The sequence below is a fragment of the Mesorhizobium sp. AR02 genome, from assembly GCF_024746835.1.
GTDB lineage: Bacteria > Pseudomonadota > Alphaproteobacteria > Rhizobiales > Rhizobiaceae > Mesorhizobium.
In genome coordinates this window covers 5876562-5899962 of record NZ_CP080531.1, presented here as the reverse complement: position 1 = coordinate 5899962, position 23401 = coordinate 5876562, and the positions used below count along the sequence as shown (strand labels likewise).

At 65.0% G+C, this 23401-nt stretch carries 23 protein-coding genes and 1 riboswitch; of the genes, 14 read left to right on the top strand and 9 right to left on the bottom strand.

All coding sequences use genetic code 11. The features are described 5' to 3' along the window. Window positions 1–8: 8 nt before the first annotated feature. From DBIPINDM_RS32760 to DBIPINDM_RS32725, 8 genes are all read right to left on the bottom strand, one after another. Entirely contained in the window at window positions 9–704 is a 696-nt protein-coding gene (locus DBIPINDM_RS32760) for an NADH-ubiquinone dehydrogenase (RefSeq protein ID WP_258583077.1), read from the bottom strand. Window positions 705–766: 62 nt separating this feature from the next. Next, window positions 767–2071 carry an NADH-quinone oxidoreductase subunit NuoF gene (nuoF, locus tag DBIPINDM_RS32755; protein WP_140775924.1) on the bottom strand — a complete coding sequence of 435 codons (1305 nt, stop codon included), beginning with the start codon at window positions 2069–2071 and terminating at the stop codon, window positions 767–769. Between the two features lie 11 nt (window positions 2072–2082). Beyond that, window positions 2083–3381: an NADH-quinone oxidoreductase subunit E gene (locus tag DBIPINDM_RS32750; protein ID WP_258583076.1), complete on the bottom strand. Its 1299-nt coding sequence runs from the start codon at window positions 3379–3381 to the stop codon at window positions 2083–2085. After that, complete coding sequence (locus tag DBIPINDM_RS32745; protein ID WP_258583075.1) at window positions 3382–4572, bottom strand: NADH-quinone oxidoreductase subunit D; 1191 nt, start codon at window positions 4570–4572, stop codon at window positions 3382–3384. Between the two features lie 66 nt (window positions 4573–4638). Then, the gene (locus tag DBIPINDM_RS32740; RefSeq protein WP_258583074.1) at window positions 4639–4965 is read right to left on the bottom strand and encodes a four helix bundle protein; all 327 of its coding nucleotides are present in this window, start codon (window positions 4963–4965) and stop codon (window positions 4639–4641) included. 85 nt (window positions 4966–5050) lie between these two features. Further along, the gene (locus DBIPINDM_RS32735; protein WP_258583073.1) at window positions 5051–5653 is read right to left on the bottom strand and encodes an NADH-quinone oxidoreductase subunit C; all 603 of its coding nucleotides are present in this window, start codon (window positions 5651–5653) and stop codon (window positions 5051–5053) included. 4 nt (window positions 5654–5657) lie between these two features. Then, window positions 5658–6239, bottom strand: a complete 582-nt coding sequence (locus DBIPINDM_RS32730) for a NuoB/complex I 20 kDa subunit family protein (protein WP_013531090.1) — start codon at window positions 6237–6239, stop codon at window positions 5658–5660. Continuing rightward, window positions 6230–6595 (bottom strand): NADH-quinone oxidoreductase subunit A, encoded by a 366-nt coding sequence (locus tag DBIPINDM_RS32725; RefSeq protein ID WP_010910112.1) that lies wholly within the window; start codon window positions 6593–6595, stop codon window positions 6230–6232. Before DBIPINDM_RS32725 ends, DBIPINDM_RS32730 begins: the two co-directional genes overlap by 10 nt. Window positions 6596–6928: 333 nt before the next feature. On the opposite strand from DBIPINDM_RS32725, the gene DBIPINDM_RS32720 reads away from it, so the two are divergent. The 8 genes from DBIPINDM_RS32720 (at window position 6929) to DBIPINDM_RS32685 (ending at window position 17195) form a co-directional block, all read left to right on the top strand. Next, complete coding sequence (locus DBIPINDM_RS32720) at window positions 6929–8128, top strand: winged helix-turn-helix domain-containing protein (protein WP_258583072.1); 1200 nt, start codon at window positions 6929–6931, stop codon at window positions 8126–8128. A gap of 29 nt (window positions 8129–8157) precedes the next feature. Further along, a riboswitch (cobalamin riboswitch) is annotated at window positions 8158–8362 on the top strand. A 39-nt stretch (window positions 8363–8401) separates the two neighbouring features. Continuing rightward, the gene (locus DBIPINDM_RS32715) at window positions 8402–8830 is read left to right on the top strand and encodes a DUF1636 family protein (RefSeq protein WP_258583071.1); all 429 of its coding nucleotides are present in this window, start codon (window positions 8402–8404) and stop codon (window positions 8828–8830) included. 2 nt (window positions 8831–8832) lie between these two features. After that, window positions 8833–9870: a cobalamin biosynthesis protein CobW gene (gene cobW / locus DBIPINDM_RS32710; RefSeq protein ID WP_258583070.1), complete on the top strand. Its 1038-nt coding sequence runs from the start codon at window positions 8833–8835 to the stop codon at window positions 9868–9870. Window positions 9871–9990: 120 nt separating this feature from the next. Next, window positions 9991–13509, top strand: coding sequence for a cobaltochelatase subunit CobN (locus DBIPINDM_RS32705; RefSeq protein ID WP_258583069.1), 3519 nt, complete (start codon window positions 9991–9993; stop codon window positions 13507–13509). Next, window positions 13506–15032, top strand: coding sequence for a precorrin-3B synthase (gene cobG, locus DBIPINDM_RS32700; RefSeq protein ID WP_416361725.1), 1527 nt, complete (start codon window positions 13506–13508; stop codon window positions 15030–15032). Before DBIPINDM_RS32705 ends, cobG begins: the two co-directional genes overlap by 4 nt. 2 nt (window positions 15033–15034) lie before the next feature. Next, on the top strand, window positions 15035–15667 hold the full coding sequence (locus DBIPINDM_RS32695; RefSeq protein WP_258583068.1) for a precorrin-8X methylmutase: 633 nt from the start codon (window positions 15035–15037) through the stop codon (window positions 15665–15667). After that, a complete protein-coding gene (locus DBIPINDM_RS32690; RefSeq protein WP_258583067.1) occupies window positions 15664–16434 on the top strand; it encodes a precorrin-2 C(20)-methyltransferase in 771 nt (256 codons plus the stop codon). Before DBIPINDM_RS32695 ends, DBIPINDM_RS32690 begins: the two co-directional genes overlap by 4 nt. Next, window positions 16431–17195 carry a precorrin-3B C(17)-methyltransferase gene (locus DBIPINDM_RS32685; RefSeq protein ID WP_258583066.1) on the top strand — a complete coding sequence of 255 codons (765 nt, stop codon included), beginning with the start codon at window positions 16431–16433 and terminating at the stop codon, window positions 17193–17195. Before DBIPINDM_RS32690 ends, DBIPINDM_RS32685 begins: the two co-directional genes overlap by 4 nt. Here the strand turns inward: DBIPINDM_RS32685 and DBIPINDM_RS32680 are convergent. Then, window positions 17159–17926: a cobalt-precorrin-6A reductase gene (locus DBIPINDM_RS32680; protein ID WP_258583065.1), complete on the bottom strand. Its 768-nt coding sequence runs from the start codon at window positions 17924–17926 to the stop codon at window positions 17159–17161. The two genes, DBIPINDM_RS32685 and DBIPINDM_RS32680, sit on opposite strands and share 37 nt — an antisense overlap. Before the next feature lies 1 nt (window position 17927). On the opposite strand from DBIPINDM_RS32680, the gene cbiE reads away from it, so the two are divergent. From cbiE to cobS, 6 genes are read left to right on the top strand one after another with little or no spacing between them, the layout of a single operon-like run. Continuing rightward, complete coding sequence (gene cbiE / locus DBIPINDM_RS32675) at window positions 17928–19169, top strand: precorrin-6y C5,15-methyltransferase (decarboxylating) subunit CbiE (protein ID WP_258583064.1); 1242 nt, start codon at window positions 17928–17930, stop codon at window positions 19167–19169. After that, on the top strand, window positions 19166–19666 hold the full coding sequence (locus tag DBIPINDM_RS32670) for a cobalamin biosynthesis protein (protein WP_258583063.1): 501 nt from the start codon (window positions 19166–19168) through the stop codon (window positions 19664–19666). Before cbiE ends, DBIPINDM_RS32670 begins: the two co-directional genes overlap by 4 nt. Next, complete coding sequence (gene cobM, locus DBIPINDM_RS32665) at window positions 19663–20427, top strand: precorrin-4 C(11)-methyltransferase (protein WP_258583062.1); 765 nt, start codon at window positions 19663–19665, stop codon at window positions 20425–20427. The genes DBIPINDM_RS32670 and cobM overlap by 4 nt, the downstream gene beginning before the upstream one ends. After that, window positions 20424–21242, top strand: coding sequence for a uroporphyrinogen-III C-methyltransferase (gene cobA / locus DBIPINDM_RS32660; protein ID WP_258583061.1), 819 nt, complete (start codon window positions 20424–20426; stop codon window positions 21240–21242). Before cobM ends, cobA begins: the two co-directional genes overlap by 4 nt. After that, window positions 21239–22552: a cobyrinate a,c-diamide synthase gene (locus tag DBIPINDM_RS32655; RefSeq protein ID WP_258583060.1), complete on the top strand. Its 1314-nt coding sequence runs from the start codon at window positions 21239–21241 to the stop codon at window positions 22550–22552. The genes cobA and DBIPINDM_RS32655 overlap by 4 nt, the downstream gene beginning before the upstream one ends. A gap of 44 nt (window positions 22553–22596) precedes the next feature. Further along, entirely contained in the window at window positions 22597–23376 is a 780-nt protein-coding gene (gene cobS / locus DBIPINDM_RS32650) for an adenosylcobinamide-GDP ribazoletransferase (protein WP_258589400.1), read from the top strand. Window positions 23377–23401: the final 25 nt, after the last annotated feature.

Below are 23401 nucleotides of genomic sequence, written 5' to 3'. Positions count from 1 at the left end.
CATTTCGTTCACTTCTTCGCGGCCAGCACTGCGGCCTGGGCAGTCCAGTCGTCGCGGCCGATGCGGCCTTTGAACGACAGATAGTCGTCGACCCAGGCGATCTCCTGCGGCGACCAGGCGGCGATCTGGGCATATGTCCAGATACCGAGCCCGTTCAGCACCTTCTCCAGCTTCGGGCCGATACCCGATATCGCCTTGAGGTCGGACGGTTTCGCCGGCTTGTCCATGGCCTTGGGCTGCCTGAAATCCTCGGGCAGCAGCACGTCGGCGGCCTCACCGCTTGCCGGAGCGACATTCACCGCCGGCGCCGTGGTGGCGGCTTCCTTGGCGGCGATGTCGGTGACCTCCTGGGCGAAGGATTGCGCCTCGGCAATCAGGGTCTTCGCCGCCGCCCGCGCCTTGGTGGACGACGAGTTCGCATCCTCGAATTCCTCGACGCGCGCCTCGAAATCCTCGATCAGCGGTTGCATGAGACGCTGTGATGCCTCGGCGGCGCCTGAAAGCGCGCCCAGCCAGACGCCGAACGCATGATTGGCGAGCCCGATGCCGAGTGCCGACATCGCCGCCGCACCCGCGACAGGGTGCACGAAAAGGTTGACGGCGCTGGCCATCTCCTTCGGCGTCATCCTGGTCAGATCCTGGTTCATCTTCTCGAGCTGGTCCAAATTGGGCATCATTGAGTAGGGTGTCGAATACGGCGCCATAGAGTTCTCCTGGTCGTTTCTTCGTTCGCCCCGCCCCGTTATTCTCGCAGTCGCAAATTCTTCTATTCCGCCGCCACCATCACCGGCTCGGCCCGGTGCGCGTTGCGCGAAAACTCGTCGATGCGCCGCTCCACCTCGCCGCGGAAATGCCGCATCAGGCCCTGGATCGGCCATGCCGCCGCATCACCCAGCGCGCAGATCGTGTGGCCCTCGACCTGCTTGGTGACGTCGAGCAGCATGTCGATCTCGCGCTTCTGCGCCTCGCCACGCACCAGCCGCTCCATCACCCGCCACATCCAGCCGGTGCCTTCGCGGCACGGCGTGCACTGGCCGCAGCTCTCGTGCTTGTAGAAGTAGGACAACCGGGCAATCGCCTTCACGACATCGGTCGACTTGTCCATGACGATGACGGCCGCCGTGCCGAGGCCGGATTTGAGGTCGCGCAGCGCGTCGAAATCCATCGGCGTGTCGATGATCTGCTCGGCCGGCACCAGCGGCACCGAGGCGCCGCCCGGAATGACCGCGAGCAGATTGTCCCAGCCGCCGCGAATGCCGCCGCAATGCGTTTCGATCAACTCGCGGAACGGGATCGACATCGCCTCTTCGACGGTGCACGGGTTGTTGACGTGGCCGGAGATACAGAACAGCTTGGTGCCGACATTGTTGGGCCGGCCGAAGGACGAGAACCAGGCGGCACCGCGACGCAGGATGGTCGGCGCCACCGCGATCGACTCGACATTGTTGACGGTGGTCGGGCAGCCATAGAGGCCGACATTGGCCGGGAATGGCGGCTTCAGCCTGGGCTGGCCCTTCTTGCCTTCGAGGCTTTCCAGCAGCGCCGTCTCTTCGCCGCAGATATAAGCGCCGGCGCCGTGATGCATGTAGACGTCGAAATCGTAGCCGGACGTGTTGTTCTTGCCGATCAGCTTGGCCTCATAGGCCTCCTCGATGGCCCGCTGCAGCGCCTCGCGCTCGCGGATGAACTCGCCACGCACATAGATGTAGGCCGCAATCGCGCCCATGGCGAAGCCGGCGAGCAGCGCGCCCTCGACCAACGTGTGCGGATCGTTGCGCAGGATGTCGCGGTCCTTGCAGGTGCCGGGCTCGGATTCGTCGGCGTTGATGACGAGGTAGCTCGGCCGGCCGTCGCTCTGCTTGGGCATGAACGACCATTTGAGACCGGTCGGGAAGCCGGCGCCGCCACGGCCGCGCAGGCCCGACGCCTTCATCTCGTTGACGATCCACTCGCGCCCCTTGGCGACGATGCCGGGCGTGTTGTCCCAGGCGCCGCGCGCCATCGCGCCGGCCAGCGACTTGTCGAACAGGCCGTAGATGTTGGTGAAGATGCGGTCTTTGTCCTGAAGCATTTTTTCGTCCCTCAGACCGGCTTCTTGCCGAAAACGCGGATGTATTCGGCGACGCCGCCCTTGGCGAGCGCCTTGGCCTGCTTAACCCAGTCGTCGCGGTCGATGCGGCCGTGGAAGCTGAGATAGCCGTCCACCCACTCGCGTTCGGCCTTCTTCCAGGAAGCGACCTGCGCGAAGGTGAAAATGCCCAGCGTGTGCAGGATGCCCTCGATCTTCGGGCCGACGCCGGAGATCAGCTTGAGATCGTCGACCGTGGCCGGCCTGTCGATACCGGCCGGACGGTTCTTGTCCTCCAGCGACGGTTTCGCCGGCTTTGCGGCTGGCGTCTTGGTTTCCGGCGCCTTGAATGCGGCGGCCGGTTCGGCCTTGGCCGTCGGCCCATTGCGCTGCTTGGAGACCTTCTCGACTTCCGGCGCTGCCGTGTTGGCGTTGGCGGCCGAATGCGGTGGTGCCGAAACGCTCGCCGCCTTCTCCGCCGCCGGCGCCACCTTGGTTGCCGAAGGCGTCTTCAAGGCCGGGCTGGTTTCAGGCGCGTCGGTCTTCGGCTTGCCGGCATTGGACGGCGCGACAGGAGCGGCAGCCGGGGCCTGCGCTGCGGGAGCAACCGGCGCGGGCGCGGCCGAAGCGGTTGCCGCCGCTTCCTTAGCGGCCTTGGCTGCTTCCCTGGCCTCCCTGTCACGGGTCGACTTGAGGATCGCCTTTTCGCTCTTCAGCGTCGTCAGGCCGGAGGCCGGCTCCGAGCCGGTACGGCCGTTCTGCGGTCCCGGCGCCACCGAGGCACCCTTGCCCGCGTCATAGAGATCGATGATCTCAGCCAGCCGTTCCGGCGTCAGATCCTCGAACGTATCCTTGAAAACCATCACCATCGGTGCGTTGACGCAGGCGCCAAGGCATTCGACCTCTTCCCACGACAAGGTGCCCTTGTCGTTGGTGTGGAACTGGTCGTGATGAATCTTTGAACGGCAGACATCCATCAGCGCTTCCGAGCCGCGCAGCATACAGGGCGTGGTGCCACAAACCTGGATGTGCGCGCGGGTACCAACGGGATTGAGCTGATACTGCGTGTAGAACGTCGCGACCTCGAGCCCGCGAATTCGGGGCATGCCAAGCATGTCGGAAATCGTCTCGATCGCCGCCTTGGTGACCCAGCCTTCCTGCTCCTGCGCGATCATCAACAACGGAATGATCGCCGACTGCTCGCGGCCCTTCGGGTATTTCTTGATCCATTGCTTCGCCGCTGCCGCGTTCGCCCGGTTGAAGGCGAAGGATGCTGGCTGGACGCTTGCTTCTGCGAGACGGCGGACTGACATTTAGCGATCGACCTCACCAAACACGATGTCGAGGGAGCCGAGAACGGCGGTGACGTCGGCCAGCATGTGGCCACGGCAAAGGAAATCCATGGCTTGTAGATGTGCGAAACCGGGCGCGCGCAGCTTGCAGCGGTAGGGCTTGTTGGAGCCGTCGGAGACGAGATAGACGCCGAACTCGCCCTTCGGCGCCTCCACGGCGGCGTAGACCTCGCCGGCCGGCACGCGATAGCCCTCGGTGTAGAGCTTGAAGTGATGGATCAGCGCTTCCATCGAGCGCTTCATTGCCTGGCGCTTCGGCGGCACGACCTTGCCGTCGAGGTTCGACACCGGACCGGTGCTTTCTTTGCCGAGCAGCAAATCGACGCACTGGCGCATGATCCGCGCCGACTGGCGCATTTCTTCCATGCGCACGAGATAACGGTCGTAGCAATCGCCGTTCTTGCCGATCGGAATGTCGAAGTCCATTTCCGAATAGCATTCATAGGGCTGCGACTTGCGCAGGTCCCAGGCCGCGCCCGAGCCGCGCACCATGACACCCGAAAAACCCCAGGCCCAGGCATCGGCCAGCGAAACAATGCCGATATCGACATTGCGCTGCTTGAAGATACGGTTGCCGGTCAGCAGACGATCGAGGTCATCGATCGACTTCAGGAACGGGTCGATCCACTTGCCGATGTCTTCAACCAGTTGGCGCGGCAGGTCCTGGTGGACGCCGCCGGGGCGGAAATAGGCGGCGTGCATGCGCGAGCCGGAAGCCCGCTCATAGAACACCATCAGCTTTTCGCGTTCGACGAAGCCCCACAGCGGCGGCGTCAGCGCACCGACGTCCATCGCCTGCGTCGTCACATTGAGGATGTGCGACATGATGCGGCCGATCTCGCAATAAAGCACGCGGATCAACTGGCCGCGTCTTGGTACCTCGATACCGAGCAGGCGCTCGGCGGCGAGCGCAAAGGCATGCTCCTGGTTCATCGGCGCGCAATAGTCGAGCCGGTCGAGATAAGGCACCGCCTGCAGATAGGTTTTTGCCTCGATCAGCTTTTCGGTGCCGCGATGCAAAAGTCCGATATGCGGATCGACGCGATCGACGACTTCACCGTCCAGCTCCAGCACGAGACGCAAAACGCCATGCGCCGCAGGGTGTTGCGGCCCGAAATTGATGTTGAAATTGCGGACGGAGGTTTCAGCCATTGTGGCGCCTCTGGCGAAGAGTCAGTAGTGAGTAGTGAGTAGTGATCATCAATCTCAATGCCTGCTTCATTCCGCCTGCTTTGCCTGCACCGTTCGGATAAGAGATCTCATCATTTTTCCAATCTCTTCCCATCGCAGCAGCAGTTCAATCTCATTGTCTTTTCGTAACAGCCCAACCCGGCATGCCAGCAGTACGTGCGTTTCCAGTTCCTTCAACGATCCTTGCGCCATGCGCAAAAACTGAATGAACGACCCTCTGTTTTCCCGACCGTATCCTTCTGCGATGTTCGCCGCGATCGAAACCGCCGATCGGCGCATCTGAGAGGTCATGCCGTAAATCTCATCCCTCGGAAACTCTTTGGTGAAACGATAACAATCTTCAGCGAGCGTCATCGCCGACTGCCACACCTTCAAGTCGCGATAAGATTCGATCCGTTGCTCCAACTCTTTCCCTACTGACTGCTCACTACTTCCCTACTCACTGTTTCGCTTTTTCGTCCCCGGGAAGAACGTAATCAGTTCCCTCCCACGGGCTCAAAAAGTCGAAGTTCCTGAATTCCTGCTTCAATTCCACCGGCTCGTAGATGACGCGCTTGGCTTCGTCGTCGTAGCGCACTTCAACGAAGCCGGTCAGCGGGAAATCCTTGCGCAGCGGATGGCCTTCGAAGCCGTAATCGGTCAGCAGGCGGCGCAGGTCCGGATGGCCCGAGAACAGCACGCCATAGAGATCGTAGGTCTCGCGCTCGAACCAGTCGGCACCCGGGAAAACGCCGGTGATCGACGGCACCATCGTCTCTTCGTCGGCCTGCACCTTGACGCGGATGCGCACATTCTGTTTCGGCGAAAGCAGGTGATAAACGACGTCGAAGCGCTTGGCGCGCGACGGATAATCGGCGCCGCAGACATCGATGATCGAGATGAACTGGCAGCGCGCATCGTCGCGCAGGAAGGTCACCACTTCGATGAGGTCGCGTGGTTCGACATGAACGGTGAGCTCGCCATAGGCGATCGCCGCGTCAGTGACACGGCCGATCAGCTTCTCGCCGAGATAGGTCGACAGTTCGCTAAGGGATGCGGCCATGGATTTACCGTTCGATCGTGCCGGTGCGGCGGATTTTCTTCTGCAGGAGAAGAATGCCGTAGAGCAGGGCTTCGGCGCTCGGCGGGCAGCCGGGCACGTAGATGTCGACCGGCACGATGCGGTCGCAGCCGCGCACCACCGAATAGGAATAGTGGTAATAGCCGCCGCCATTGGCGCACGAGCCCATCGAGATGACGTAGCGCGGCTCCGGCATCTGGTCGTAGACCTTGCGCAGCGCCGGCGCCATCTTGTTGGTCAGCGTGCCGGCGACGATCATGATGTCGGACTGGCGCGGAGACGCGCGCGGCGCGACGCCGAAGCGCTCCGAGTCATAGCGCGGCATCGAGGTGTGGATCATCTCGACCGCGCAGCACGCAAGACCGAAGGTCATGAACATCAGCGAGCCGCTGCGCGCCCAGGTGATCAGCGCCTCGGTCGAGGTGACCAGAAAACCCTTGTCGGCAAGCTCATTGTTGATTTCGAGGAAGAAGGGATCGTCCTCCCCCACCGGCCTGCCGGTGTTGGGATCGATGATGCCCTTCGGCTTCGGCGCGACGAGGGTGCCTGAACTGTCGTTCAATCCCATTCCAGCGCTCCTTTTTTCCATTCATAGGCAAAGCCGATGGTCAGCACTGCCAAAAACACCATCATCGACCAGAAGCCGAGCATGCCGATCTTCGAGAAGGATACGGCCCACGGAAACAGGAAGGCCACTTCCAGGTCGAAGATGATGAACAGGATCGACACCAGGTAGAAGCGGATGTCGAATTTCATGCGGGCGTCGTCGAACGAGTTGAAACCGCACTCGTAGGCGGAAAGCTTTTCAGGATCGGGATTGCGATAGGCCACCAGGAACGGTGCGGCCAGCAGCGCCAGGCCGACGACCAGCGCCACGCCAATGAACAGGACGATGGGCAGGTACGAACTGAGGAGTGCGTTCATGCAGCGGTTTTCCGTTGGCGCCAATCCACTTTGATTACAGCACCGGACCTTAATGCGGAAGCGTGACAGATTAACCGCTGAACCGTTTTAAGGGGCCTATGCTGCAACGCGGCGAGGGTTAGCGCAGCACTTCCAGCGAAGCAAGTCAAACCTTGTTCAAAACGCAGTGCTGGACGGCATATCCGAAGAAACTGGTCCGATCCGCTCCTGTTTGATTTCCTTCGCTTTTTACTCCACTTTTCTCTCCTGACAGGGTTGCCGCCAAAACCCTGCTAGCATGGCCTGGAATCACCCATCAAACCGCCGATCCCATCACCCTCAGAGTGACACCGAATGAAGGAAAAGATCTCCCTTGCCATGGCTCGGCGCATAGCACTCGCTGCTCAAGGATTTCTCGATCCCCGTCCAAATGGCACACCCGACCGCCGCCACTTCGCCCGCGTGCTCTCCCGCACCGGCCTGCTGCAGATCGATTCCGTCAGCGCGGTGGTGCGCGCTCACTATATGCCGCCTTATTCGCGCCTGGGGCCCTACCCGCTCGCTCTGCTCGACAACGCCGCCGTGACGCGCAAGCGCACGGTCTTCGAATACTGGGCGCACGAGGCCTCGTTCCTGCCGGTCGAGACCTATCCGCTGATGCGTTGGCGCATGCAGCGCGCCGAGCAAGGCGACGAGATGTATCTGGGGCTGGCCAAATGGGGCCGCGAGCATGCCGCCTATATAGAAGAGATCTACCGCGAGGTCGTCGCGCGCGGCCCGATCGCTGCTTCCGCGCTGGAAGGCCAGAAGGGTTCGGGCGGCTGGTGGGGCTGGAGCCATGCCAAGCACGCCTTCGAATGGCTGTTCTGGGCCGGGCGCATCACCACGGCACATCGCCGCGGCTTCGAGCGCTTCTACGACCTGCCGGGACGCGTGCTGCCGCAGGCGATCCTCGATCTGCCGGTGCCATCAGCCGGGGACGCGCACCGCGAATTGCTGCGCATCTCCGCCCGCGCCCATGGCATCGCGACATCGGGCGACCTGCGCGACTACTTTCGGCTGTCGCCGGCCGACATGAAGGGGCGGTTGGAGGAACTGGTCGAGGCCGGCGAGTTGGTGCCGGTGCGGGTCGAGGGCTGGGACAAGCCGGCTTACCTCCATAAGGACGCGCGCTTGCCCCGAAAAATCGAGGCGCGCGCCTTGCTGGCACCGTTCGATCCGGTCGTCTTCGAACGCTCGCGCTCGGAGCGGCTGTTCGACTTCCACTACCGCATCGAAATCTACACCCCGGCCGAGAAGCGGCAGTACGGCTATTACGTCCTGCCCTTCCTGCTCGGCGACAGGATCGTCGCACGCGTCGATCTCAAGGCCGACCGACCAGCGAGCGTCCTGCGCGTGCACGCGGCCTACCCCGAGCCCGGCGCACCGCCTGAAACAGCGGCGCAACTCTTCGAGGAACTTAAGCAGATGCAGGGCTGGCTTGGTCTTGAACGCATCGAAGTAACGCCGGTCGGTGATCTGGGTCCGGCGCTGGCCGACATCGCCGTGTCGTAAGCCCGCGTTGACTCCACTGCCCGCAAAAGCCTAAATCCGCTCCAGACGGTCCCTTGCCCGCAACGGCAGGGGCTAAGAGGGAATGCGGTGCGGGATGAAAATCTCAAATCCGCGGCTGTCCCCGCAACTGTAAGCGAAGAGCCAAGGCCGAAAGCCACTGGGGATTCCCGGGAAGGCGGCACCCAAGGCGATGACCCGCGAGCCAGGAGACCTGCCGTCTGCGACAAAAGAATCCGATCGCCCGGCGGGTTTCCGGGCAAGGAGCCCGGCTTTTTGGACCAGAACAGCAGTTTTTCGGCTGGCACAGCGGATATCTCGTCCGCCGACAGCGAAGCCTTGGCCGGCGTCACGATCATCGTCTGCGCCTCCTGTCGTGACGAAACCGGCTCCGACGCCCATCCCCGCGCCGGCGAACTGCTGGCTGATGACACGCGCCGTGCAGCGTCTGACGACCATATCCGCGTCCGCGCGGTAGAATGCCTCGGTAATTGCAAGCGCCGCCTCAGCGCTGCGATCCTGCGTGATGGCTGCTGGAGCTATGTGTTCGGCGACCTGACCGCGGCCAGCGGCGCCGACCTCGTTACCGGCGCCAAACTCTTCGCCACCTCGACCGATGGCCTCATTCCCTGGCGGGGCCGGCCTGGTTCGCTCAAGCGCGGCCTCGTTGCCCGCATTCCACCTCTCGACATGCTGAAGGACTAACCATGACCGCTTCCGTCTCCCGTGTTCCCTGCACCGTCGTCACCGGCTTTCTCGGCGCCGGCAAGACGACGCTGGTCCGCCACCTCCTGGAAAACGCTGGCGGCAAGCGCATTGCGATCATCGTCAACGAGTTCGGCGACATCGGCATCGACGGCGAGATCCTCAAAGGTTGCGGCATCGACACCTGCCCGGAGGAAAACATCGTCGAACTGGCCAATGGCTGCATCTGCTGCACCGTGGCCGACGATTTCGTGCCGGCGCTCGACAAAATCCTGTCGCTGACGCCGAAGGTCGACCATATCCTGATCGAGACCTCGGGCCTCGCTCTGCCCAAGCCGCTGGTCCAGGCTTTCCAGTGGCCGACGGTGAAGAGCCGCGTGACCGTCGATGGCGTGATCGCCGTGGTCGACGGCCCGGCGCTCGCCGAGGGCCGCGTCGCCAACGACATGGATGCCCTGCAGGCGCAGCGCGCTGGGGATGAGAGCCTCGACCATGACGACCCTGTCGAGGAAGTGTTCGAGGACCAGATCGCCTGCGCCGACCTGATCATCCTGTCGAAGAGCGACCTGATGGACGCCGCCGGTTCGGCGCGCGCCAACGCCATCATTGGCGAACACTCCGCCCGCGCCGTGAAGATCGTGCCGACGTCGCATGGCAAGGTCGATCCTTCCGTGCTGCTCGGGCTCGGTCTCGCCGTCGAGGACGACATCGAGAACCGCAAGTCCCATCATGACGGTGCCTTCGACCACGAGCATGATGACTTCGACACCTTCATTGTCGACATTGCCTCGGTCGCCAATCCGGACGAACTGGCAAAGCGCGTCGCCACCGCCGCCGAACAGGAAAACGTGCTGCGCGTGAAAGGCTTCGTCGAGGTCGGCGGCAAGCCGATGCGGCTCCTGCTGCAGGCCGTCGGCCCGCGCGTCAACCATTACTACGACCGCGCCTGGACGGCTGAGGACGACCGCCGCTCGCGCCTGGTCGTCATTGGCCTCAAGGGGCTGAACCGCCCGGCAATCGAGCGTATACTCGCCGGCTGACGCAAACCGCCCTAGCAATTCCAGGAAAAGTGTTTCACGGTTTTCCCACAGGAATTGCGTAAAAACAAGGAGATAGAGCGGTTCGCCGTTCCGTGAAACGGTGAACCGCGCTAGACCGCGATGCATATCCTCACCACGACCTCCGCCTCGCTCGACGATCTCGCCGAGCCGGTCGATCTGCGGCAGACGCCGGCGGATATCGTGGCCCTGTCCTTCACCGACAGCGACCTCGCCGGCCTGGCAGCAGCTTGGAAGGCGGATGCCGGCCGCCTGCCCTCGATGCGGCTGGCGGCGCTGCGCGACCTGCGCCACCCCATGTCCGTCGACCTCTGGATCGACAGCGTCGCCCGTCACGCCAAAATCATCCTGGTGCGCATCCTCGGCGGCTACGACTGGTGGCGCTATGGCTGCGACCAGCTTGCCTCGACCTCCCGCGAACGCGGAATTAAACTCGCGCTGCTTCCGGGCGAGAGCCACGACGAGGATCTTCGGCTGATCGAAGCCTCGACGCTGCCGCGCGAGGAGTTGGATAGCCTGCTCGGCTATTTCCGCGAGGGCGGCCCGGCGAATATGAATGCGCTGGTGCAGAGGCTGGCCAGTTTGGCTGGACAGGATACGGTTGTCGCCGGCCCTATCGCAGTTCCGAAGTCTGGCTACTACGAGCCCGGACGCGGCGTCGTCCCTCTCCCCCTCAAGGGGAAGGGAAAGGTCGTGCCCATTCTGTTCTATCGCTCGATGCTTCTCGCGGCCGATGTCGCGCCCATCGACGCCCTTTTTGAAGCGCTGCGCCAGCGCGGCATGCTCCCAGTCCCCATCTTCGTCTCCAGCCTCAAGGACCCGGCATCCCTGGCCTTCGTGGAAACAGCCCTCGCCACACTCAAACCCGCCGCCATCATCACTGCCACCGCCTTCGCCTCCGGTGCCGAACCGGGCGTCGAAACCCTGTTCGACCGTGCCGGCGTCCCCGTCTTCCAGGTCATCGTCGCCACCACCCGCCGCGACGTCTGGGACAACAACCAGCGCGGCCTGGCGCCCGCCGACCTCGCCATGCATGTCGTGCTGCCTGAACTCGACGGCCGCATCCTGGCCGGCGCCATCTCCTTCAAGGGCGAAAGCGATGTCGATCCCGCACTTGGCCACCGCGCCTTTGCCAATCGACCGGAACCGGATCGTGTGGCGCAGGTGGCCGACCGTGTGGCCGCCTTCATCAAACTGCAGGAGACGCCCCGCGCCGAGCGCAAGCTGGCTATTCTGATCCCGGATTACCCGAGCGCACCGGGCCGCACCGGCTATGCCGTTGGCCTCGATGTGCCGTCCAGCGTGTTGGCGATGCTGCATGATCTGAAGGAGCAGGGTTATGGGGTTGAGGGGATTCCGAAATCGCCGCGTGAGCTGCTGGATTTACTGGAGCGGAGTGATGATGGGCTGGGGCTTAAGGACTATCTTGGCTTTTCGGCAGAGTTGCCGACAGCAGCAATGGCTGCAGTAGAAGCTGCTTGGGGCGAGGCAGACAAAATAGGTTTGCGCCAGGCACCCCCCTCTGTCCTGCCGGACATCTCCCCCGCAAGGGGGGAGATTGGCAGTTTCGGCGCTAGGGGCATTCTTGCAACGTTGGAGATTGGCGAAGGCAGGGACGACAGCGTAATCTCCCCCCCTGCGGGGGAGATGTCCGGCAGGACAGAGGGGGGTGTTCAAGCGCCTACCCTCGCCAACTTCCCCTTCCGCGCCGCCACCTTCGGCAACATCACCGTCGCACTCGCCCCCGACCGCGGCCGCTCCGCCGATCGCCGCGCCGATTACCACGATCCAACGCTGCCGCCGCGCCACGCCCTGCTCGCCTTCGGCCTATGGCTGCGCAAATCCCTTGGCGTCCACGCCCTGATCCATGTCGGCGCCCATGGCACGCTGGAATGGCTGCCCGGCAAGACGGTCGCGCTGTCGCAAACCTGCTTTCCCGAGATCGTTACCGGCGCACTGCCCGTGATCTACCCCTTCATCGTCTCCAATCCCGGCGAGGCGGCACAGGCCAAGCGGCGCATCGCCGCCGTCACGCTCGGCCATTTGCCGCCGCCGCTCACCGGCGCCGGACTGGACGAAAACCAGCACAAACTCGAACGCCTTGTCGATGAATATGCCCAGGCCGACGGGCTCGACCGCCGCCGCCGCGACCGACTGGCCAAGCTGATCGTCGACACCGCGCAAAAGACCGGCCTCGCCTCCGAAGCCGGCGTCGCCAGGACCGACGCGCCCGACGAAGCGCTGCGTCGCATCGATGCCTGGCTCTGCGACCTCAAGGATTTCGCCATCAAGGATGGCCTGCATATCTATGGCCGCGTGCACGACGATGAGCCCGACGCGATGCGCCGCCAAAGTGCCGAGGCTGAAAAGTCGGCGCTGCTTGCCGCACTCGATGGCCGCCACGTCAAGGCCGGTCCGGCCGGCGCGCCCGCGCGTGGCCGCTCCGATGTGCTGCCCACCGGCCGCAATTTGTTCACATCAGATCCACGCACCATGCCGACGCCCACCGCCTATGATCTGGGCAAGGCGGCGGCGGAAGAAGTCGTGCGCGGCTACATGCAATCGCATGGCGACTGGCCACGTTCGCTGGTCATCGACCTCTGGGGCTCGGCCTCGCTGCGCACCGGCGGCGAGGAGATCGCGCAAGGCCTGGCCCTGATGGGTTGCCGCCCGCAATGGGATGCCGCCACCGGCCGCATCACCGGCATCGAAGTGCTGCCGCCGGCGGCGCTTGGCCGTCCGCGCGTCGACGTCACCTGGCGCATATCGGGCCTGTTCCGCGACATGTTCCCGACCCAGATCGCACTGATCGATGCTGCCGCCAACGCCGTTGCCGCGCGCGACGGAGAGGAATCGGAGAACCCCCTTGCGGCCAAGACAAGAGCGGACGGCAAGATCAGCCCGCGCATCTTCGGCACCTCGCCCGGCACTTACGGTGCCGGCGTTGAGGATCTTTTGTCCCGTGGCGACTGGGCGGCACGCGAAGAGATCGGCCGCGCCTATCTCGACGCGACATCGCATGCCTATGGCGGTGCCGGCGGCGAAGGCATCTCGGCGCCAGGTGCGTTCGAAACCCGCATCGCCGAGGCCGATCTTCTCGTCCACACCGGCGATGACCCCGGCCGCGACATCCTCGAAGGCTCCGCCGACGTCGCCTTCATCGGTGGCTTTTCGGCCGCCCTTGCAGCACTTGGCAGGAATGCCGACGTTATCGTGCTCGACACGACAGATCCGCAAAAGCCGAAGCCCCGCTCGGTTGGCGAGGCCGTGTCGCGCGTGGTGCGCGCCCGCGCCGTCAATGCCCGCTTCATATCAGGCCAGATGCGCCACGGCCCGCGCGGCGCTTCCGAATTCGCCGAAACGGTCGACCGGCTGGTCGGTTTCGCCGAAACCACCCATGCCATATCGGGTGCCTTGATCGAGGCCGTGCATGACGCCTATGTCGGCGATCCCGAGGTTCGCGCCTTCATCCTGCGCGAAAACCCCGCTGCCGCGAAGGTCATTGCCGAGCGTTTTCTCTCGGCGCGCCGGCGTGGCCTCTGGCATCCCTTGCGCAATTCCATCGACGACGATCTCGTCGCGCTGATTGCCGAGGCCGAGGCGCTCGGGGTGGCGGCATGAACGCCTTCTCGCGCCGTGGCGCCTGCCCGGCTTTGTCGGCGCCGATGCAGACGGGTGATGGCCTGCTGGTGCGGCTCAACCCCATCTCGGGAGGATTGTCGCCCAAGCTTTTGATCGGACTGGCCGAATCCGCCTTGCGGCATGGCAACGGCATCATGGAAGTCACCGCGCGCGGCAGTTTGCAGATACGCGGGCTGACATCGGAAAGTGCTGTGCTGCTGGCGGCGGAGGTGGATGCACTTGGCGTTGCGGTGCGCACCGGCGTGCCGGTCGAGACCGGTCCGCTGGCGGGCATCGACCCGGAGGAGATTGCCGATCCGCGGCCTTTGGCTGAGCGGATCAGGGTGGCGGTCGAAGAAGCTGGGCTGACGCAGCGGCTTGGGCCGAAGGTTTCGGTGGTTGTCGACGGCGGTGGGCAACTGACGATGCATGCGGTGACGGCCGATGTGCGGCTGAATGCGGTGCGCAGGGATGTCGGAATCCAGTGGCAGGTGTCTGTCGCGGGTGACAGCAAAAACGCGAAGCGACTTGCGACGGTCGATGAAGATGCAGCGCGCGATATCACTGTCGCTGCTCTCCGAATGGTTGCCGAGAAGGGCCGCGACGCCCATGCGCGTGATTTGTCCGAGAGGCAATTGGCGTCTCTCGCCGGTTGGCTATGTTTGACAGGTTTGCGCGAGGCGCCCCCCTCTGTCCTGCCGGACATCTCCCCCACGAGGGGGGAGATTGAGCTCTCATCGCCGCTTTCGCTAATCTCCAACGCCGAAAGGGCTGAGCACACTTCCGCCGTCGCAAGAACAGCGCAGCCGGCTGGACTGCCAATCTCCCCCCTCGTGGGGGAGATGTCCGGCAGGACAGAGGGGGGCGCCGTAGAGCGCAATCGCCGGCCAATTGGCCTTTTCAACCTCAACGCCGACCACGCCCTCGGCATCGGCCTCCCCTTCGGCAGCATGCCAGCCGATAAAATCATCAGCCTCGCAAAAAGCGCCCTCACCCTCGGCACCACCGAAATCCGCCTAGCCCCCGGCCGCGCCCTGCTTTTCCTCGGCCAACCATCCGCAGCCAACCACCCGCTCCAAGACGCCGCCACCGCCCTCGGCTTCGTCACCTCTCCCACCGATCCGCGCACGCGCATCGCCGCCTGCCCCGGTACCCCTGCCTGCGCCTCCGGCCGCATCGCCACGCGCGACATCGCCGAGACGATCGCCGCCGAAAATGCCGACATCCTCGACTTCACGTTGCACATTTCCGGCTGCGCCAAGGGCTGCGCGCACCCCGGCCCGGCGGCGCTGACAATCGTCGGCGGCGAAAATGGAGCCGGACTTGTCGTGAACACGACGGCAAAGGCTCTTCCTGCCGGCTACAGGCCGGGCTATGACGCCGCGCGCGGCTTCAGTCGCGTCGCGGCAATGATCCGCAGCGCACGATATCAAGGCGAGACCGCCGCCGCTTGCCTGACAAGGCTCGGGCCGGCAGCAATCGCCGAGGCTTACCGACAGGCCCCAACTAAAAAACGGAAATGAGCATGGCCGCCTACGACTACATCCACGACGGCACGGCGATCTACGAGCGCTCCTTCGCCATCATCCGCGCCGAGGCTGATCTCTCGCGCTTTTCCGAAGCCGAGGCCGATGTCGCCATCCGCATGATCCATGCCTGCGGCCAGGTCGAAGCAGCGAGCCATTTCGTTTTCTCACCCGACTTCGTCGCTGCCGCGCGCGAGGCCCTTGCTGCTGGCGCGCCGATCTTCTGCGACGCGGAGATGGTCTCCCACGGTGTCACCCGCGCCAGGCTGCCGGCCGGCAACGAGGTGATCTGCACCTTGCGCGACCCGCGCACGCACGACATCGCCAAGCAGATCGGTAACACCCGTTCGGCCGCGGCGATCGACCTGTGGGGCGAACGCATGGCAGGCTCCGTCGTTGCCATCGGCAACGCGCCGACCGCCCTATTTTATCTGCTGGAAAAACTGCGCGATGGTGCGCCAAAGCCGGCAGCCATCATCGGCATGCCGGTCGGCTTCGTCGGTGCTGCCGAATCCAAGGATGCGCTGGCCGAGAATTCCTATGGCGTTCCCTATGCCATCGTGCGCGGCAGGCTTGGCGGCAGCGCCATGACCGCCGCCGCGCTCAATTCGCTGGCGAGGCCCGGCCTGTGAACGCGCTTCCCAAAGTCGGTCCAAGGGGCCGTCTCGTCGGCGTCGGCACCGGTCCCGGCGACCCCGAACTGTTGACGCTGAAGGCCGCGCGGGTCTTGGCCGAGGCCGATGTCGTCGCCTATTTCGCCAAGCGCGGCAACAACAGCAATGCGCGTGCCATCGTTGAAACGCGCTTCCGGCCGGACATGCTGGAACTGCCGCTGCTCTATCCCGTCACCACCGAGATCGACAAGGATCACGACGACTACCGCTCGCAGATCACGGGTTTCTACGAGGAGTCGGCCGAAAAGGTCGCCGAACACCTCGAAGCCGGCAAGATGGTTGCCGTCTTGTCCGAAGGCGACCCGCTGTTTTACGGCTCCTACATGCATCTGCATGTGCGCCTCGCCCATCGTTTCCCGACCGAAGTCATTCCCGGTGTCACCGCCATGTCCGGCTGCTGGTCGCAGACCGGTGTGCCGATCGTCCAGGGCGATGACGTACTGACCGTGTTGCCCGGCACGATGAGCGAGTTCGAGCTGACGCGTCGCCTGGCCGACACCGATGCCGCCGTCATCATGAAGGTCGGCCGCAACCTGCCCAAGATCCGGCGGGCGCTGGAAGCCACCGGCAAGCTGACGCGCGCCGTCTATGTCGAGCGCGGCACCATGGCCGGCAGCGTCGCGATGAAGCTCGCGGACCAACAGGACGACAAGGCGCCCTACTTCGCCATCGTGCTGGTCGCCGGCTGGTCCGGCCGCCCCGGTGCGTTGGGAGCGCAGGCATGAGCGGCCGCCTCACCGTCATCGGCCTCGGGCCCGGCAATGCCGATCAGGTCACTCCGGAGGCCCGCCGCGCCGTGGCAGGCGCAAAATTCTTCTATGGCTACAAGCCCTACCTCGACCGGCTGGAACTGCGCCCGGATCAGACCCGCGTCGCTTCCGACAATCGCGAAGAGCTCGCCCGCTCCAAGGATGCCTTGAGCAAGGCCGCCGAGGGCCATGATGTCGCCGTGGTTTCCGGTGGCGATCCCGGCGTGTTCGCCATGGCCGCGGCCGTCTGCGAGGCAATCGAGGCCGGTCCGGCCGAATGGCGCGCCGTCGATGTCGCCGTCGTGCCGGGCATCACTGCCATGCTGGCGGTTGCCGCCCGCATCGGCGCGCCGCTCGGCCATGATTTCTGCGCCATCTCGCTGTCCGACAATCTGAAGCCATGGGACCTGATCGAACTGCGCCTGCTGGCGGCAGCCGGCGCCGGTTTCGTCATCGCGCTCTACAACCCGATCAGCAAGGCTCGCCCCTGGCAGCTTGGCCGCGCTTTCGAATGCCTGACCGCAATCCTGCCCGGCACCACGCCGGTCATCTTCGGTCGCGCCGCCGGCCGGCCGGACGAACGCATCGACGTGTTCCTGCTGGCAGACGTCGACGCGCAGAAGGCCGACATGGCGACCTGCATCATCATCGGCTCGCCGGAAACCCGGATCATCAAGCGCGGCGACAGACCGGCGCTGGTCTACACGCCGCGCTCGGCAGCGGGCTCGACAAAATGATCGACCATCGCGGCCAGCGCTTCGACGGTTTCAGCCGAAGGCACGTCCGGCAAGGCCGGCCTGCGCACCATGACCACCTCGATGCCAAGCGCCCTTGCGGCGGCAATCTTGCCATAGGTGGCAGCGCCGCCGCTGTTCTTGGACACGACGACATCGATGCTATGGTTTCCGAGCAGCACCCGTTCGTCGTCCTCCCGAAACGGTCCACGCGCCAGCAGATAGGTCGCATCCCGCACGGCCAGCTTCGGCTCGACCGGATCGACACTGCGGATGAGATAATGGTGTTGGGGCGCCGCCTCGAACGCGGCGACCTCTTGCCGGCCAAGCGCCAGGAAAACGCGGCGCTGTGCCGGTCCAAGCGCATGCACGGCATCGGCGACCGCGTCGACCAGCGTCCAGCGGTCACCTTCGACAGGCTCCCAGCCGGGACGGCGCAGAGCGAAGATCGGCGCGCCGGCCATGCGTGCCGCTTGAGCGGCATTGGCGGAGATTCGCGCCGCATAGGGATGCGTGGCATCGATCAGCAGGTCGATCCGCATGTCATTGAGATAGGCCGCCAGCCCGCCAGCACCACCAAAGCCGCCGACCCTTGTCGGCACGTTCTGGGCGATCGGGTTTTCAGTGCGACCGGCCAGCGACAGCGTGACGGAGAGATCCGCGCGGACAGCGAACCTTCCGGCCAGTTGCCGGGCTTCCGTGGTGCCGCCGAGGATCAGAATGCGGTGGGTCATCATGCCTGCTAAGGATTCGCGCGGCGCCAAACTCAACTCAAGATGGCTTACCGTTATCGGCATTGGCGAGGACGGTTTAGCGGGTCTCGGCGACGAGGCCAAGCAGCGGATTGCCCAGGCGGAGATCATCTTCGGCGGCAAGCGGCATCTGGCGCTTGCCGCGTCCTTCGCCAAGGGTGAGGCACGTCCCTGGCCGGTTCCTTTCGATGCCGAGATGGCCGATGTGCTGGCGCTTGCAGGCAGAAACGTCTGCGTGCTCGCCTCCGGTGATCCGTTTTTCCACGGCGTCGGTGCCACCCTTGCCCGCAAGGTCAAGCCGCAGGAGATGCATGTCATTCCCGCGCCGTCGGCCATTTCTCTGGCCGCCGCACGGCTTGGCTGGGCGCTTCAGGATATCGAGACCGTCTCACTGCATGGCCGGCCGCTCGACCTGATCCGGCCGCTGTTGCAGCCCAACGCACGCATCCTGGCGCTGACGTCGGATGCCGAAGCGCCCGCTGCAATTGCCAGCCTGCTCACAGAGCTCGATTTCGGTGCGTCGCGGCTGACGGTCCTGGAGGCTTTGGGCGGTCCAAGAGAGAGCCAGCGCATCGCCCGCGCAGATGCCTTCGATCTCAAAAACATCAATCCGCTCAACGTGCTGGCCATCGAAATTGATTCTAGCCCGCAAGCGCGCGTGCTGCCGCTCACGGTTGGGCTTGCCGACCATCTGTTCGACCATGACGGCCAGATCACCAAGCGCGAAATCCGCGCCATCACCCTTTCGGCGCTGGCGCCGAGGCGCGGCGAATTGCTGTGGGACATCGGCGCCGGCTCCGGCTCCATCGGCATCGAATGGATGCTCGCCCACCCCTTGATGCGCGCCATTGCCATCGAGGCCGACCCGACCCGCGCCGCGCGCATCCATCGCAACGCCGCCGCCTGCGGCGTACCCGGCCTTGTCGTGGTGGAAGGCAGCGCCCCCAAGGCACTTGCCGGGTTGGACACACCGGACGCGATTTTCATCGGCGGCGGCGGCAGCGACACCCGCGTGTTGAAGGCGGCCATCAAGGTGCTGCGCCCTGGTGGCCGCCTGGTCGCCAATGCGGTGACGCTGGAGATGGAAGCCCTGCTTCTCGCACAGCACACGAAGTTCGGTGGCGATCTTACCCGGATAAACATCTCTCGCGCGTCTCCGGTCGGCTCGATGCAGGCATGGCGGCCGGCCATGCCGGTCACGCAGTGGAGCTGGGTGAAGCCATGATGGTCGCGGGCATCGGCAGCCGAAAAGGTGTGAGCGTTGAAGACGTGCTTGCCGCTGTAGAAACCGCGCTGGAAGCGCATGGGCTGGCGATGACGGCGCTTTCGGCGCTGGCGACGACCGAATTCAAGCGCAGCGAAGAGGCCATTTTCGCTGCCGGTCGTGAGCTCAATCTCCCAGTGATAGTGGTGGATATCGCCAACTCCGAATCGTCGCTCCCCCTCACCCAGCCTCCGCTTCGCTCGGCTGACCTCTCCCCGAGGGGAGAGGAGACTACCAGCGCGAGCGCCAGTCTCTTCTCCCCAACGGGGAGAAGGTGGCCCGAAGGGCCGGATGAGGGGGCCGCCTCGCGCAACCTCTCGCAAGAACTCGCCGGAACGCCATCGGTTTCCGAAGCGTCAGCCCTTGCCGTCGCCGGTGCCGGTGCAAAACTGCTCGGCCCTCGCACCGTGCTCGGCCCGGTCACCTGCGCCATCGCCATCAGCGGAGACGCGCCATGACCGTTCATTTCATCGGCGCCGGTCCGGGCGCCGCCGACCTTATCACGCTGCGCGGCGCCAGGCTGCTGGCGACCTGTCCGGTCTGCCTTCACGCCGGCTCGATCGTCGCGCCCGAATTGCTGCAGCATTGCGCGCCGGGGACAAAACTGATCGACACCGCGCCGATGTCGCTCGACGAGATCGAGGCGGCGTATCTCGATGCTTATAAGGCCGGCCACGACGTCGCCCGCCTGCATTCCGGCGATCTCTCGGTGTGGAGCGCCGTTGCCGAGCAGATCCGCCGGCTGGAAAAGCACGGCATCCCTTATACGCTGACGCCGGGCGTCCCCTCTTTCGCCGCTGCCGCTGCCGCACTGCGCCGCGAGCTGACCATTCCCGAAGTCGCGCAAAGCCTGGTGCTGACCCGCATCTCCGGCCGGGCGTCAAAGATGCCGCCCGGCGAAACGCTGGCCGGCTTCGGCCGCACCGGCGCCACGCTGGCCATCCATCTTGCCATCCACGCCATCGACCGCGTCGTCGTAGAGCTGACGCCGCACTATGGCGGCGATTGCCCGGTGGCGATCGTCTTCCGCGCCTCCTGGCCGGACGAGCGCGTGCTGACCGGAACGCTGGAAACCATCGAGGCACAGCTTGCCGCCGATCCGATGGAGCGCACGGCGATCATCTTCGTCGGCCGCTCGCTGGCGGCGGAAGGGTTCGGCGAGAGTTCATTGTATGACGCCCACTACCAGCGGCGTTTTCGCGGACGGGACGGATTGTGAGCGGCAACACCAAAAACAACGGCGAAAACGCCACGCTCGAACAGGCGCTCGCGCGGCTGAACTTCAAGCCGCGACCGCTGGAGCCGGGCCATGTCTGGCTGGCCGGCGCCGGCCCCGGCGACCCCGGCTGCCTGACGCTGGAAGTGCTGGCGGCGCTCGCAGAGGCGGATGCGCTGGTTTACGACGCGCTGGTCTCGCCTGATGTCGTCGCGGTGGCCGCAAACGCCGAGCTGTTCTTTGCTGGCAAGCGCGGCGGAAAACCGTCGATGAAGCAGGACGACATCACCGCCTTGCTGGTGCGGCTGGCGCGTGAAGGCCGTCGCGTCGTCAGGCTGAAAGGCGGCGATCCCTATATTTTCGGCCGTGGCGGCGAAGAAGCTTTGGCATTGGCGCGGGAAAGCATTCCGTTTCGTGTCCTGCCTGGCCTGACATCGGGCCTCAGCGCACTGGCCGCCACCGGCATCCCGGCGACCATGCGCGGCATCAACAAGGCGGTGATCCTGGCGACCGGCCATGCCGCCGGCACCGATGACGATATCGATTGGGCAGCGATTGCCCGCACCGGCCAGCCTGTCGTGGTCTATATGGGCATGGCCAATTTGCCGCTGATCGCAGCCTCATTGCTCGATGGCGGACTAGCGCCATCGACACCGGCGGCGGTGATCGTCGCCGCCACCACACCGCAGGAACGGATCGTGGTCGCCACGCTGGCCACCATCGCCGAGGAAGCCGCGGCCGCCGGGCTTGCCTCGCCGGCACTGATCGTCGTCGGCGGCATCGTCGCCATGCGCGCGGCATTGACGGGGCAAGCATGACGGCCCGCGCGATCATCATCGGCGCGCCGCGCTCCGGCTCGGGCAAGACCAGCGTCACCATCGGCATCTTGCGCGCGCTCACCCGGCGCGGACTGAAGGTGCGCGGCGCCAAATCCGGCCCGGACTATATCGATCCCGGTTTCCACACCGCCGCCACCGGTCTGTCCGGCGTCAACCTTGACAGCTGGGCCATGCCGCCGTCGCTGCTCAATGCGCTGGCCGCACAGGCGGCCGATGACACGGACTTCGTCATCCTCGAAAGCGCCATGGGCCTGTTCGACGGCATTCCGGCCGCGCCGGGCCGCACCGGCTCGGCCGCCGACCTCGCCCGGCTCTATGGCCTCCCAGTGCTGCTGGTGCTCGACGTTTCCGGACAATCGACCACGGCGGCGGCCGTTGCCAAGGGTTTTGCCACCTACGATCCGGATGTCCGCATGGCCGGTGTCGTGCTCAACCGGCTGGGCAGCGAGCGCCACCGGCGGCTCTCCGGCGACGCTATCGAGGCGATCGGCCTGCCCGTCGTCGGCGCCATCCTGCGCGATCCAACGCTCAATTTGCCCGAACGCCATCTCGGCCTCGTCCAGGCCGGCGAGTATGATGATCTGATGGCGCATCTCGACCGGCTGGCTGACATGGCGGAGAAATCGCTCGACCTCAATGCCGTGATGAGGCTGGCAACGCCCCTTACTCCGGCTGTTGGCGACTTCGCCGGCGCGCTGCAGCCGCCCGGCCAACGCATCGCGCTGGCCGAGGATGCCGCCTTCACTTTCCTCTACCCGCACGTCGCCGCCTACTGGCGCAAGGCCGGCGTGGAAATCGTTCCGTTCTCGCCGCTCGCCGACGAAGCACCCGACCAGGACTGCGATGTCTGCTGGCTGCCGGGCGGCTATCCCGAGCTTCACGCCGGCCGGCTCGCAGCGGCGGAGACGTTCAAAACCGGAATGGCGCGCTTCGCCGCGACGAAGCCCATTCACGGCGAGTGCGGCGGCTTCATGGTGCTGGGCGAGGCGCTGGAGGACGCATCGGGTGAAACGCATGGAATGCTCGGCCTGCTTGGCCATTCCACCAGCTTCGCCAAGCGCAAGATGAATCTAGGCTACCGCGAGGCGCGGCTGCGCGCCGATTGCCCGTTGGGCGCGCAAGGCGCGCTGATCCGTGGCCACGAATTCCACTATGCGCAGATGACGGCTACCGGCAATGACGAGCCTTTGGCCGACCTCGCCGACGGCCAGGGCAATCCGATCGGCGCTTCCGGCTATCGGCGCGGCCATGTCAGCGGCACCTTTTTCCACGCCATTGCGAGGGGCTAGAGAGCAAAATGCCGAAAAATGGCGACCGGTTTTCGGAAAAGATCATGCTCAAGCTGCGGAGCATGACCCTTTCGCCACGGCAGATCCCTAGCGACATCGCGCTCTGCCTGGTCTTCTTCACCCGCCTGCCCTTGCCCGACCTCGATTTTCGCGGCCGAAGCCTTGCCGCCGCGATCTGGGCCGCCCCCATCGCCGGCCTTGTCGTCGGCCTGATCGGCGCGATCGTCTTTGCCACGGCGGAACGGTTTGGCCTTGCCATGGGCCCGGCAGCAGCCCTTGCCCTTGTCGCAACGGTGATCACCACCGGCTGCCTGCATGAGGATGGACTGTCCGATGTCGCCGACGGCTTTGGCGGCGGCAAATCGCGCGGCCGCAAACTGGAGATCATGCGCGACAGCCGCATCGGCGCCTATGGCGCCATGGCGTTGGCCCTGTCGCTGCTGATCCGCTGGAGCGCGCTGTCGCAATTGGTGGACCCCACGCAGGCTCTCTTTGCCCTTGTTGCCGCCCACGCCGCCTCGCGTGGCGTGCTGGGCGCCTTCATGCATCTCTTGCCCCCGGCGCGCGACGACGGCCTCTCGGCCGGCGCCGGCACCGTCTCGCTGGAAACGGCAATCGCCGGCGCCGTGCTTGGCGCGATCCCGCTTCTCCTGCTTGGTGCCGGCGGCGCGATCGCCGCACTGATCCTGCTCGGCCTGCTCTTTGCCGCCTTTCATGCTCTTTGCCTCAACCAGATCGGTGGCCAGACCGGCGACACGATCGGCGCCTTGCAGCAGGTAAGCGAAATCGCGGTGCTGCTCGTCGCGTCCGTAGCCCTTTCCTGAATCCCCTTTGGCCTGATTCCCTTTC